The 12,681-nt window shown below is 66.6% G+C and carries 13 protein-coding genes; 9 read left to right on the top strand and 4 right to left on the bottom strand.

Annotation, left to right across the window (positions count from 1 at the left end):
• Positions 1 to 319: 319 nt before the first annotated feature.
• The 8 genes from rhlB (at position 320) to MRBLST15_RS20550 (ending at position 7,397) form a co-directional block, all read left to right on the top strand.
• Positions 320 to 2,050 carry an ATP-dependent RNA helicase RhlB gene (gene rhlB / locus MRBLST15_RS20585; RefSeq protein ID WP_367787726.1) on the top strand — a complete coding sequence of 577 codons (1,731 nt, stop codon included), beginning with the start codon at positions 320 to 322 and terminating at the stop codon, positions 2,048 to 2,050.
• A gap of 117 nt (positions 2,051 to 2,167) precedes the next feature.
• Positions 2,168 to 2,854: a cell division ATP-binding protein FtsE gene (ftsE, locus tag MRBLST15_RS20580; RefSeq protein ID WP_025878609.1), complete on the top strand. Its 687-nt coding sequence runs from the start codon at positions 2,168 to 2,170 to the stop codon at positions 2,852 to 2,854.
• A 2-nt stretch (positions 2,855 to 2,856) separates the two neighbouring features.
• The gene (gene ftsX, locus MRBLST15_RS20575; RefSeq protein WP_099820457.1) at positions 2,857 to 3,804 is read left to right on the top strand and encodes a permease-like cell division protein FtsX; all 948 of its coding nucleotides are present in this window, start codon (positions 2,857 to 2,859) and stop codon (positions 3,802 to 3,804) included.
• A gap of 7 nt (positions 3,805 to 3,811) precedes the next feature.
• Complete coding sequence (locus tag MRBLST15_RS20570; protein ID WP_025878611.1) at positions 3,812 to 4,654, top strand: response regulator; 843 nt, start codon at positions 3,812 to 3,814, stop codon at positions 4,652 to 4,654.
• Positions 4,655 to 4,663: 9 nt separating this feature from the next.
• Complete coding sequence (gene ung / locus MRBLST15_RS20565; RefSeq protein WP_265952190.1) at positions 4,664 to 5,389, top strand: uracil-DNA glycosylase; 726 nt, start codon at positions 4,664 to 4,666, stop codon at positions 5,387 to 5,389.
• 254 nt (positions 5,390 to 5,643) lie between these two features.
• On the top strand, positions 5,644 to 6,519 hold the full coding sequence (rpoH, locus tag MRBLST15_RS20560; protein WP_025878613.1) for an RNA polymerase sigma factor RpoH: 876 nt from the start codon (positions 5,644 to 5,646) through the stop codon (positions 6,517 to 6,519).
• 178 nt (positions 6,520 to 6,697) lie between these two features.
• Positions 6,698 to 7,081, top strand: coding sequence for a type II toxin-antitoxin system RelE/ParE family toxin (locus MRBLST15_RS20555; protein WP_265952191.1), 384 nt, complete (start codon positions 6,698 to 6,700; stop codon positions 7,079 to 7,081).
• Positions 7,065 to 7,397: a helix-turn-helix domain-containing protein gene (locus tag MRBLST15_RS20550; RefSeq protein ID WP_265952192.1), complete on the top strand. Its 333-nt coding sequence runs from the start codon at positions 7,065 to 7,067 to the stop codon at positions 7,395 to 7,397. Before MRBLST15_RS20555 ends, MRBLST15_RS20550 begins: the two co-directional genes overlap by 17 nt.
• A 60-nt stretch (positions 7,398 to 7,457) precedes the next feature.
• Here the strand turns inward: MRBLST15_RS20550 and MRBLST15_RS20545 are convergent, their stop codons facing one another.
• The 4 genes from MRBLST15_RS20545 to purH all read right to left on the bottom strand — a co-directional run bounded on the left by MRBLST15_RS20545 (position 7,458) and on the right by purH (position 11,834).
• Positions 7,458 to 7,898, bottom strand: a complete 441-nt coding sequence (locus MRBLST15_RS20545) for a hypothetical protein (protein WP_367787719.1) — start codon at positions 7,896 to 7,898, stop codon at positions 7,458 to 7,460.
• A 126-nt stretch (positions 7,899 to 8,024) separates the two neighbouring features.
• Positions 8,025 to 9,308: a phosphoribosylamine--glycine ligase gene (purD, locus tag MRBLST15_RS20540; protein WP_265952194.1), complete on the bottom strand. Its 1,284-nt coding sequence runs from the start codon at positions 9,306 to 9,308 to the stop codon at positions 8,025 to 8,027.
• Between the two features lie 58 nt (positions 9,309 to 9,366).
• The gene (locus MRBLST15_RS20535; RefSeq protein WP_367787716.1) at positions 9,367 to 10,233 is read right to left on the bottom strand and encodes a hypothetical protein; all 867 of its coding nucleotides are present in this window, start codon (positions 10,231 to 10,233) and stop codon (positions 9,367 to 9,369) included.
• Positions 10,234 to 10,250: 17 nt separating this feature from the next.
• Positions 10,251 to 11,834, bottom strand: a complete 1,584-nt coding sequence (purH, locus tag MRBLST15_RS20530) for a bifunctional phosphoribosylaminoimidazolecarboxamide formyltransferase/IMP cyclohydrolase (protein WP_191077742.1) — start codon at positions 11,832 to 11,834, stop codon at positions 10,251 to 10,253.
• A 212-nt stretch (positions 11,835 to 12,046) separates the two neighbouring features.
• Between purH and MRBLST15_RS20525 the strand changes: the two genes are divergently transcribed.
• The gene (locus MRBLST15_RS20525) at positions 12,047 to 12,664 is read left to right on the top strand and encodes a CDP-alcohol phosphatidyltransferase family protein (protein WP_367787713.1); all 618 of its coding nucleotides are present in this window, start codon (positions 12,047 to 12,049) and stop codon (positions 12,662 to 12,664) included.
• Positions 12,665 to 12,681 lie beyond the last annotated feature (17 nt).

Here is a 12,681-nt window from a genome sequence, read left to right as displayed (position 1 = left end):
GTGATCGGGGCTGAGCACGGTATGTGTCCGATTTCACTGTCCATGGCTGAAATGGGGGTGCTGGCGGGATAGGCCATGGGGGGCCGGCGCCGCTGTTCAAGCGCGGTACTGCGGGGTGAAGAGGTCTGTCTCCGTAAGCTCTGAGACGCCTGATTCCGGTTTGCCGGCCCGAGTGCGGTAAACTGGGGCATTGTGCGGCGCGCGGACCCGAGGGGTCCCGGCCAGCCCGACCCGCCGCAGGGGCCGCAGTTTGCGACGGAGCCCCAGACAGATTTCAGTGCCGCCGCCCGCAGGCGCGTGGCCATACCAAGACGGACACATGAGCGACAAACCGCTGACCGATTTGACTTTTTCCTCCTTCGATCTGCATCCGGCCCTGCAGGCTGGTCTTGAAGGAGCCGGATTCACCCGCTGCACGCCCATCCAGGCGCTGACCCTGCCGGTCGCGCTGCCCGGTGGCGACGTCGCCGGCCAGGCCCAGACCGGCACCGGCAAGACGCTGGCCTTCCTGGTCGCTGTCGTGAACCGCCTGCTGACGCGCCCGGCGCTGGCCGATCGCAAGCCGGAAGATCCGCGCGCGCTGATCCTGGCCCCGACCCGCGAGCTGGCCATCCAGATCCACAAGGATGCGGTCAAGTTCGGTTCGGACCTCGGCCTGCGTTTCGCCCTGGTGTACGGCGGCGTGGATTACGACAAGCAGCGCGAACTGCTGCAGCAGGGCGTGGACGTGATCATCGCCACCCCCGGCCGCCTGATCGACTACGTCAAGCAGCACAAGGTGGTGTCGCTGCACGCCTGCGAGATCTGCGTGCTGGACGAAGCCGACCGCATGTTCGACCTGGGCTTCATCAAGGACATCCGCTTCCTGCTGCGCCGCATGCCGGAGCGCTCCACCCGGCAGACCCTGCTGTTCAGCGCCACCTTGAGCCACCGCGTGCTCGAGCTGGCCTACGAGCACATGAACGAGCCGCAGAAGCTGGTGGTCGAAGCCGAGACCATCACCGCCGCGCGCGTGCGCCAGCGCATCTACTTCCCGGCCGACGAAGAGAAGATCCCGCTGCTGCTGGGCCTGCTGTCGCGCAGCGAAGGCGCGCGCACCATGGTCTTCGTCAACACCAAGGTGTTCGTCGAGCGCGTGGCCCGTTCGCTGGAGCGTGCTGGCTACCGCGTCGGCGTGCTGTCCGGCGACGTGCCGCAGAAGAAGCGTGAGAGCCTGCTCAACCGCTTCCAGAAGGGTCAGCTGGAAATCCTGGTGGCCACCGATGTGGCCGCCCGCGGCCTGCACATCGACGGCATCAAGTATGTCTACAACTACGACCTGCCGTTCGACGCCGAAGACTACGTGCACCGCATCGGCCGTACCGCCCGCCTGGGCGAGGAAGGCGATGCCATCAGCTTCGCCTGCGAGCGCTACGCGATGGGCCTGCCGGACATCGAGGCCTACATCGAACAGAAGATCCCGGTTGAAGCGGTCACCAGCGAGATCCTGACCTCGCTGCCGCGCCCGGAGCGTGCCGCCCCGGCACCGGGTGAGGAAGGCGACGAGAACGAAAGCGTTGGCCAGATCTTCCGCGAAGCACGCGAAGCGCGTGCCGCCGAGGAAGAGCGTCGTGGCGGCGGCCGCAGTGGCGGTCGTTCCGGCAGCGGTGCCGGCGCTGGACGTGGTGGCCGTGATGGCGAGCGCAGCGGCGAACGCCGTCCGCGTGGCCCGCGCAAGCCGCGTGTGGAAGGCGAGCAGGTTGCTGCTGCAGCCGTCGAGGGTGCGGTGACGGCTGAAGCCGCTGCCGTGCAGGCCCCGCGTCCGCCGCGCGCTGACGCGGCGCCGGAAAGCGCAGTGGACGGCGAGCGCAAGCCGCGCAAGCGTCGTCGTCGTCGCCACGGCCGTCCGGTCGAGGGTGCCGAGGGCGTGGCAAGCAACGCCGGCAACGGCGCCAGCCCGGTCACCCCGGTGCAGGTGGTGGCCAAGCCGGTGCGTACCAGCGCCGATGCCGGTGACTCGTTCCTGACCCGTATCGGCCGCAAGATCCGCCGGATGCTGTCGGGCAACTGATCCGGTAGCACCCGACCGTTGGTCGGGTGGCCTTGAAAGGTGTGCCGACCAACGGTCGGCACCCACCATGCGGCCCGGCGCTACCGATCTGTCGCGCCGGTCCTGCATAATCGGGGCATGAGTGTCCTGCGCTTCGACAATGTCAGCAAACAGTACGCCGGTGGCCACGAAGCCCTGACCGATGTCAGCTTCGAGGTCGCGCCGGGCGAAATGCTGTTCGTCACCGGTCACTCCGGGGCGGGCAAGAGCACCCTGCTCAAGTTGATCCACCTCGACGAGCGGCCCAGCCGCGGCGCGGTGATGTTCGACGAGCGCAATCTGCTGAAGGTGCGCGGCGGCGATGTGCCGCGGCATCGGCGCGCGGTCGGTGCGGTCTACCAGGACCACCGCCTGCTGATGGACCGCTCCATCGCCGAGAACGTAGCGCTGCCGCTGATCCTGCGCGGCACCCGCCGTGGCGACATCAACAAGCGCGTGCGGTCGGTGCTCGAGCGCATGGGCCTGGGCCACCGCGAGAAGGCGCTGCCCTCGCAGCTGTCGGCCGGTGAGCAGCAGCGCGTCGGCATCGCCCGCGCGATCGTCGGCGAGCCCAAGCTGCTGGTGGCCGACGAACCGACCGGCAACCTCGATCCGACCCTGGCGGCGGAAATCATGTCCCTGTTCGCCGAACTGCCCGCGCGCGGCACCAGCGTGCTGGTGGTCAGCCATGACCTGCCGCTGCTGCGCCACATGCGCAAGCGCGTGCTGATCCTCGACCACGGCCGGCTGGTGGACGACATCTCGCCGCAGGATCTGGCGGAGTAACCATGGCCAAGAACGAAAACACCGAAGCCGCTGCGCCGTCGCGCTTGGGCGTGTGGTTCCAGCATCACGTGCACAGCGTGGTGTTCAGTCTCGGCCGTGCCTGCCGCAAACCATGGGCGACGCTGTTGACCGTGATGGTCATGGCGCTGGCCCTGGCGCTGCCGCTGGGCCTGTCGATCGCGCTGGACAACCTCAAGCAGTTCGCCGGCAGCGTGCAGCAGTCGCGCGACATCAACGTCTTCCTGAAGGCCGACGTCGACGGCCCCGGTGCGCTGCGCCTGGCCGGAGAACTGCGCGATCGCCCGGACGTGGCCAGCGTCACCGTGCGCACGCCGGAGCAGGGCCTTGAGGAACTGCGCCAGGCCGGCCTCGGCGAAGCCATCGACGCACTCAACGACAACCCGCTGCCCTCGCTGCTGGTGATCACCCCCGGACAGGGCCAGGACGATGCGCGGCTGGCGCGCGCGCTGGAAAGCCTGCCCGGGGCGGACCTGGTCCAGCATGATGCGCTGTGGCGCCAGCGCCTGGATGCATGGCTCGCGTTCGGCGCGCGGCTGGTGCAGGTGCTGTCGGTGCTGCTCGGCGCCGGCGCGGCGCTGGTGGTCGGCAACACCGTGCGCCTGGACATCCAGGCCCGCCGCGAGGAAATCGGCGTGCTGCAGCTGCTCGGCGCCAGCGATGGCTTCATCCGCCGCCCGTTCCTGTACCTGGGCGCCTGGTATGGCCTGGGCGCCGGCGCGGTCGCGCTGGGCCTGATCGGCATTGCCGGTGCCGCCCTGCGCGCGCCGCTGGCCGAGCTGTCGCGCAGCTATGGCAGCCCGTTCGTGCTGCATGGCCTGGACCTGCTGCATGGCAGCCTGGTACTGCTCGGCACCTTGCTGCTGGGCTGGCTGGGTGCATGGCTGGTGACCGGTCACTTCCTCCGCCAGACCCGACCGACCGACACCTGAGACCGGCATGCAACCGCAAGCGCTGAAGCACCTTGAAGGGCCCGCGACGCGGGTGATGGTGGTTGACGGTTCCAAGCTGGTGCGCAAGCTGATCGCCGACGTCCTGCAGCGTGATCTGCCGGGCGTGGAGGTGATCGGCTGCGACAGCATCGAAGACGCCCAGCATGCGCTGGCGCAGGGCCCGGTCGATCTGGTCACCACTTCGTTGACCCTGCGCGATGGCGACGGGCTGGCGCTGGCACGGATGGTGCGCGAAGCCGCCGGGCAGGCCTATGTGCCGGTGATCGTGGTCTCCGGCGACGCCCAGCAGCACCTGGAACAGCGCCGCTTCACCGAGTACGTCACCGACTACTTCGACAAATCACTGGGCCACGAGGCCCTGGCGACGTTCGTGCGCGGCTACGTGCAGCCGCAGACCATTCCCGGCGCGACCATCCTCTACATCGAGGACAGCCGGGTGGTGGCCGAGGCGACCAAGCGCATGCTCGAACGCCAGCAGTTGAACGTGATGCATGTGGTCAGCGCTGAAGAAGCGTTTACCCTGCTGACCGCCGAATCGCTGGGGCGCAGCCGCCATCGCATCGACCTGGTGTTGACCGATGTGACCCTGAAGGGAGAGCTGAGCGGCCGCGACGTGGTGCAGCGCGTGCGCGTGGACTTCGGCTACGGCAAGCGCCGCCTGCCGGTGCTGGTGATGACCGGCGACGGCAATCCGCACAACCAGACCGGCCTGCTGCAGGCTGGCGCCAACGACCTGGTGCTGAAGCCGATCGAAGAGCGCCTGCTGATCACCAAGGTGCTGTTCCAGCTGCGGCTGGCACGGTTGAATGATGGACCCCTGTTGCGATGACGTGTTGCGATGATCGATGAAGTAGTGGACACCCCGGCGATCCAGCTGGAGCCGAGCTGGAAACAGCGTGTGGGCGATTACCTGCTGCAGCCGCAGATGCGCGAGCTGTCCAGCTTCCTGCGGCAGCGCAAGGCCAGCGGTGCGGCGGTGTTCCCGCCCGGCCCGCAGATCTTCGCCGCGTTCGATGCCACCCCGTTCGACCAGGTGAAAGTGGTCATCCTCGGCCAGGACCCGTACCACGGCCGTGGACAGGCCCATGGCCTGAGTTTCTCGGTGCAGCCGGGCGTGCCGGTACCGCCGTCGCTGTTGAACATCTACAAGGAGATCGAGGGCGACCTCGCCATCCCGCGCCCCGACCACGGCTGCCTGATTCCCTGGGCACAGCGCGGCGTGCTGCTGCTCAACGCCGTGCTTACGGTGGAAGAGGGCAAGGCCGGTGCCCACCAGGGGCGCGGCTGGGAAGGCTTCACCGACCATGTGGTGGACGTGCTCAACCGCGAGCGCGAGGGCCTGGTGTTCATGCTCTGGGGGGCCTACGCGCAGCAGAAGGGCAAGGTCATCGATACGGGTCGCCATCGCGTGCTGAAATCGCCGCATCCCTCGCCGTTGTCGGCCCACCGTGGCTTCCTCGGCTGCCGTCATTTCTCGATGGCCAACGAGTACCTGCAGCGCCGCGGGCAGGCCCCGATCGACTGGTCGCTGCCGCCGCGGGCGTCGCTGACGCCATCGGGCTGAACGGCGGGCAACGCTACCCGGCGATCGAGGGGCGAAACCGCTGCCTGTTCAGCTCCCTTTGACCCGGAATGGCCGTGTTTTCCGGCCCAGGCGATTGAATTGCAAGGGATTGTGTATCCCGAAAAGCGCGCTCGCCACTGTCATCAAATCGCGTTACGGTAGGGCTCTGTTTGGGACCAGTGTTTCATCAGTGGAATGCTGGAACTTTTTCCTCCTTTAGCAGTCCAAATCCCGGACTGCTAAGATGGGTGCCTATGAGCCAGAACACCTCTACTGCCCTTGTGGCAAACAATCTGCCGATTCCCAGTGCGCTCGGTTCGCTGGACGCCTATATCGGTGCCGTGCACCAGATCCCGGTGCTGTCGGTCGATAACGAACAGGACCTGGCCCGTCGCTTCCGCGACGGCAACGATCTGGACGCTGCCCGCGAGCTGGTGCATTCGCACCTGCGCTTCGTGGTGCACGTGGCCCGCGGTTACAACGGCTACGGCCTTGCGCTGGGCGACCTGATCCAGGAAGGCAACATCGGCCTGATGAAGGCGGTCAAGCGCTTCGACCCCGACATGGGCGTGCGCCTGGTGTCCTTCGCCGTGCATTGGATCCGTGCTGAGATGCACGAGTTCATCCTGAAGAACTGGCGCATCGTGAAGGTCGCTACGACCAAGGCGCAGCGCAAGCTGTTCTTCAACCTGCGCAAGTCGAAGAAGCGCCTGGGCTGGATGAACGCTGCCGAAGTCAGCGCCGTGGCCAAGGACCTGAACGTGTCCGAGCGCGAGGTGCTGGAAATGGAATCGCGCCTGTCCGGCCGCGATATCGGTTTCGATGCGCCGACCGACGAAGACAACGACCATGCACCGCCTTCGCCGGCTGCGTACCTGGTGGCCAATGACGAAGATCCGTCGATGGCCTACGAGCGCGAAGACAGCGAAGACAACCAGATGCAGCTGCTGCGCGAAGGCCTGGCGGAACTGGATGCGCGTTCGCGCGACATCATCCGCCGCCGCTGGCTGGATGCGGACAGCAAGGTGACGCTGCAGGAACTGGCGGACGAGTACGGCGTGTCGGCCGAACGTATCCGCCAGGTCGAAGCTAACGCGCTGAAGAAGATGAAGGCGCTGTTCACCGCGTAAGGCGCGGGTGGCGTTGAAGAAAAGAGAAGGCCCGGCATTGCCGGGCCTTTTCTTTTCCCGCCCGTGGCGATTCATGCACGGCGCGCACTGTGGCTACATTTCGACACTGACCATTCCTACGTCGGCACACACCAAGTCCCGATTTTCACGCCGTACCACTAAGTGGCACGGTATGATCATGCCACGTGTATTCCGCACCCGTAGTTTCGAACGCAGCATGCGCCGCTCTACGCTGACTGATGAGGCGTTGTGTCGGGCAGTGGATGAAATGCGCCGGGGACTGATCGACGCGAGCCTCGGCGGCGGTGTCTTCAAGAAGCGGGTCGCCTTGCCGGGTCGTGGCAAGCGCGGCAGTGTTCGAACCCTGATTGCAACGCAGCGAGGGAGTCACTGGTTCTTTCTCTTTGGCTATGAGAAGAACCAGCGTGCGACGATCAGCAGTACCGAACGTGACCTGCTCCTAGGACTTGCAACTGACCTGTTCGGTATGAGTGGTGCACAGATTGCGTCTGCCCTGATGTCCGGAGAACTGTATGAAATCTGTCGTGACCAAGACCCCTGAACGCACGCGCGCCAAGAGCGCCCTTCTGGAGGCGATCTACGACACGGCGACCGGACTCCATGCGCATGGCGTCATCGACAAACGTCGGATGAATACCTACGCGGCGCTCTGCCTTGAAACGGTGCCCGAGTACAGCAGTGCCCAGATTCGGGCGCTCCGCACCTCGCTTCACCTCAGTCAGCCGGTTTTCGCGGGGGTGCTCAATACCAGTGTGTCCACGGTCCGTAGCTGGGAGCAGGGTGACAAGAAGCCGAGTGGACCATCGCTGAAGCTGCTCAATCTTATTGACCGCAAAGGCTTGGAAGCGGTTCTGTGAGTGAATGTGAAAGGCCCGGCAATGCCGGGCCTTTTCTGTTTCGGAAGGCGAAAGGCGGCATCACAGCATACGGAGTTGGACCGCCTCGATCATCGGGTTGATCGACAGGGACGTGCGTTTCGGGAAGTCTACGGACGTAAATACCGCAAGGTCCGCCGCTACCTGTAGCGTTTCAGTGAGTACGGAGTGCTGGATGGCTACTGTAGGTGTGGTAAAGCGTGTGTACTGGTTACGGCTCCAGTCGTAGACGTACAGACCGCGCGAGGCCATGGCCAGATAGTCATCCGCTCGGGGGAGATCCATGTGCATCACGGCTTCCCCCACGACAGGGAGGTCCAGCAGCATCGCTTCAATCTGGAGGATGTCCACGACGGCGCCTGTCAGAAGCGCCGTCGGAATTTCGCCCTCACCTGCGGTGACGAAGGCCGCAACCGCGCCAGCCTGGTCCACGCCCAGCCAGACGCAATCAGTGCCTTCGGGATAGTTCTGCTGATTGGGCATTCCGTGCTCCTGATACTGGGAACTGGGCAAGGCCGGGCCTTCATCCAAGCACGGCGTGGATCTACCCGGCCGGTGCAGCACCAGTAGATCCACGCCATGCGTGGATGCCCTGATGCCGCGCCTGCCTCAACCCTCCCGCGCGATCGCCCGCCAGCCGATATCGGTGCGGTGGAACTCATTGGCCCAGCTCACCTTCGCCACACCCGCATAGGCGTTCGCCTGAGCGTCGCGCACGCTGCCACCCAGTGCAGCCACGCACAGCACGCGGCCGCCGGCGCTGAGCACCTGGCCCTGCGCGTCCAGCGTCGTGCCTGCATGGAACACCTTGGCCGTTGCCGGCACCTCATCCAGGCCGGAGATCACGTCACCGGTGATGGGCGCTTCCGGGTATGGCTTCGCGGCCAGTACCACACCCAGAGACGGGCGCGGATCCCACTGCGCGTCCACCTGGTCCAGGCGGCCATCGATCGCCGCTTCCACCAGCTCCACCAGGTCCGACTGCAGGCGCAGCATCACCGGCTGGGTTTCCGGGTCGCCGAAACGTACGTTGAACTCGATCACCTTCGGCGCGCCGCTGGCATCGATCATCAGGCCTGCGTAGAGGAAGCCGGTGAACGGAATGCCATCGGCAATCATGCCCTGCACGGTCGGATTGACTACCTCGCGCATCACCCGGGCATGCACCTCGGGCGTCACCACCGGGGCCGGCGAGTACGCACCCATGCCGCCGGTGTTGGGGCCGGTGTCGCCGTCGCCGACGCGCTTGTGATCCTGCGAGGTGGCCATCGGCAGGGCATGCACGCCGTCCACCATCGAAATGAAGCTGGCTTCCTCGCCGTCGAGGAATTCCTCGATCACCACGCGCGCGCCGGCATCGCCGAAGGCGTTGCCCGAGAGCATGTCGCGCACCGCGTCTTCGGCTTCAGCCAGGGTCATCGCCACGATCACGCCCTTGCCGGCAGCCAGGCCGTCGGCCTTGACCACGATCGGCGCGCCCTTTTCGCGCAGGTAGGCCAGTGCCGCGTCCACCTCGGTGTGCACCGAATAGAACGCGGTGGGGATGTTGTGGCGTGCAAGGAAATCCTTGGCGTAGGCCTTGCTGCCCTCCAGCTGGGCGGCGGCAGCCGTCGGCCCGAAGATGCGCAGGCCGGCAGCGCGGAAGCGGTCGACCACGCCGGCCACCAGCGGCACTTCCGGGCCGACCACGGTCAGCGCCACGCCTTCGGCCTGGGCCAGGGCGAGCAGGCCATCGATGTCGGTGACCTTCACCGCGACGTTGCGGCACTTGTCTTCGTTGGCGGTGCCGGCATTGCCGGGCGCCACGAGCACTTCAGTGACACGGGAGGACTGGGCCAGCTTCCATGCCAGGGCGTGTTCGCGGCCGCCAGAGCCGATGACAAGTACGTTCATCACGAGATTCCAGATTGCGTGGGAAGGGAGGTTCCAGATCCCCGGCGGCGCGTGTGCGTCATTCGCAGCCTTCGCGTCGCAGTGATTCGGGGAAGGAGTAGGTCCAGGACTTCGGGTCAAGGGTGAAGCGGTGTTCCTGCCGTACCCGCTTGCCGCCGCAGGTGCTGCCGGTTTCCTCGATCAGCAGCGGCCAGACGCGCGCGCTGCGGTCGCTGTCGTCGAAACGCAGTGCGAAGTCGATGCTGAAGCGACGGGTGCGGCAGTCCTCGGCAGTGTCGGGGTCGGCGGTCGCGTCGACGTTCTCGCATTCGTACTGGGCGTCGTTGTCGATGTGGCTGCGCACGTTGCCGGTGGCGACCAGCCCGTTCGGGCCCGGAAGGACCAGGGTCTGCGAAAGCAGCGAGAAGCCCTGGCCGAACCAGCCATCTTCGACGCGGAAGCCGTAGAAGTCGCTGCCAGCGCGGATGATGCTGGCGCTGCCGGGCTGACCGCCACTGCCGAAGCGCTCGCCGGTCAGTTCGCTCGCCACGTCGAAGCCTTCGCCCTTGGGATGCAGCACGAAGAAGTCGATCGTGCCCGGGTCGATGTGCGCGCCATCGGCCAACGCACCGCACACTGCCAGCAGCTGCTGCCAGCTGTCGCCCGTCACTACCGGCTGCTCGGCGCAGACCTGCCAGTCCACGGGACGGGTTTCGCCTTCCTGGGTCCAGGTGCCGCGCCACTCACCCGACAGCTTGGCGTCCTTGCCGTAGCGCGCGGTGAGAAACGCCTGCAGCCGCGCGGTGCGGCTGACATGGGCGGTCGGCTCGGCGGTGGCCGCCTTTGCAGGTTCTGCCTGCGGGGCAGCTGCCGGCTTGCAGCCGGCCAGCAGGGCCGTGCCCGCGAAGGCGAGCACGGCGAGCGGTTTCAAAGAGACTGCAGACATCCGTGTCGCTCCATCAATCAGTGGCGGAAGTGGCGAACGCCGGTGAACACCATCGCCAGGCCGTGCTCGTCGGCGGCGGCGATGACTTCGGCATCGCGCATCGAGCCGCCCGGCTGGATCACCGCCTTGATGCCGGCCGCCGCAGCAGCGTCGATGCCGTCGCGGAACGGGAAGAACGCATCGGAGGCCATCACCGAACCCTCGACCACCAGGTTCGCATCGGCCGCCTTGATGCCGGCGATGCGCGCGGAGTACACGCGGCTCATCTGGCCGGCACCCACGCCGATGGTGCGGTTGTCCTTGGCATAGACGATCGCGTTGGATTTCACGAACTTGGCGACCTTCCAGGCGAACAGCAGGTCGGTGAACTGCTTGTCGGTCGGTGCCAGCTTGCTGACCACCTTCAGTTCGTCGCGGGTCATGCCGCGGTTGTCCGACGACTGCAGCAGCAGGCCGGAGCCCACGCGCTTGTTGTCGAAGTTGTTCAGGCCATCACCATGCGGGATGCGCAGCACGCGCACGTTGGCCTTCTTCTGCGCGTATTCCAGCGCGGCCGGTTCGTAATCCGGGGCGATCAGCACTTCAACGAACTGGCGGTCCAGGATCACCTGCGCGGTCGCAGCGTCCAGCGGCTTGTTGAAGGCGATGATGCCGCCGAAGGCGCTGGTCGGGTCGGTGGCGTAGGCCAGCTCGTAGGCATCGCCATTACCGGCGCCGACGGCCACGCCGCACGGGTTGGCGTGCTTGACGATGACGCAGGCCGGCGCATCGAACTGGCGCACGCATTCCCACGCCGCATCGGCATCGGCCAGGTTGTTGTAGCTCAGCTCCTTGCCCTGCAGCTGCTGGAAGGTGGCCAGCGTGCCCGGCACCGGATGCAGGTCGCGGTAGAACGCGCCGCTCTGGTGCGGGTTCTCGCCGTAGCGCAGGTCCATCACCTTCACGAAAGTGGAATTCATCTGCGCCGGGTACTCGGCACGCGCCGGCACGGCAGCGTCGGTGGCGGTGACGGCAGACAGGTAGTTGCTGATCGCCGCGTCGTACTGGGCGACGCGGTTGAACGCCGCTACCGAGAACGCGAAACGGGTGCCGGCCGACAGTTGGCCGTCGTTGGCGTCCAGCGATGCCAGCAGTTCGGCGTACTGCGACGGATCGGTGGCCACGGCCACGCGGGCGAAGTTCTTGGCCGCCGAGCGCAGCATTGCCGGGCCGCCGATGTCGATGTTCTCCACCGCATCAGCCAGGGTGCAGTCGGCCTTGGCGGTGACCGCTTCGAACGGATACAGGTTCAGCACCAGCAGGTCGATGGCGCCGATGCCGTGCTCGGCCATCACGGCATCGTCCAGCCCGGAGCGGCCCAGCAGGCCGCCATGCACCATCGGATGCAGGGTCTTGACCCGGCCATCCATCATTTCCGGGAAGCCGGTGACCTCGGCCACGTCCTTCACGGCCAGGCCCGCATCGCGGATCGCCTTGGCGGTGCCGCCGGTGGACAGCAGCTCCACGCCGCGTGCAGCCAGCGCGGTGGCCAGCTCGACCAGGCCGGTCTTGTCGGAAACGGAGAGGAGGGCCCGGCGGACGGGCAACAGATCAGCAGTCATGGGGACAGGGCAATCGGCAGCGGAGCGGGGCCGATATTGTAGGCGGTGGGGGCCGGTGGCGGGCGCTGGTGGGGGAAATTGGCCGCTGCAGCCCCCGTCGCGGTCCGCTCGGCAGCGCCCGCATGGACCGGCATTGGCAGCAATTCGATACGTGGCGCTGTCGCAATCAGGTAGGCTGTGCCCGCACTGCCAAGGATTAGCGGGTTCAGATCGTGTCGATCTATGCATTGAAAGGACGTTTCCAGGACCTGCTGCGTCCGGCCGTACGCGGCCTGTACCGCATGGGCGTCACCGCCAACGCGGTGACCGTGGCTGCGGCCGTGGTCTCGCTGCTGGTGGCCGCTGCGGTGTGGTGCTGCGCTCCCACGCAGCCGCTGCTGTACCTGGCCCTGCCGCTGTGGATGCTGCTGCGCATGGCCCTCAACGCGGTCGACGGCATGCTGGCCCGCGAGTTCGGCCAGCAATCGCGGCTGGGCGCCTATCTGAACGAGTTGTGCGACGTGATCGCCGACGCGGCGCTGTACCTGAGCCTGCTCAGCGTACCGGGCGTGCGTGCGGAAGCACTGTGGCTGCTGGCCTGGGCTGCCGCGCTGAGCGAGTACGCCGGCGTACTGGGCCTGATGGTCGGCGCCAGCCGCCGCTATGACGGCCCGATGGGCAAGAGCGACCGCGCGTTCGTGATCGGCGTGCTGGGCCTGCTGCTGGCGTTTGGCTGGGGCGGTGCGATGACGGTCAGCGGCGTGGCCGCTGCGATGGCGGTGCTGTGCGGGGTGACGATGGTCAACCGCGTACGCCGGGGATTGAAGGAATCGGCGGTTTCGCCGCAGTAAACACAACACGACCACAC

The sequence above is a fragment of the Stenotrophomonas sp. LST15-1-1.1 genome (assembly GCF_040815575.1).
GTDB lineage: Bacteria > Pseudomonadota > Gammaproteobacteria > Xanthomonadales > Xanthomonadaceae > Stenotrophomonas > Stenotrophomonas lactitubi_B.
The sequence above is the reverse complement of the archived record's forward strand: the minus strand, read 5'-3'. Positions and strand labels throughout refer to the sequence as shown.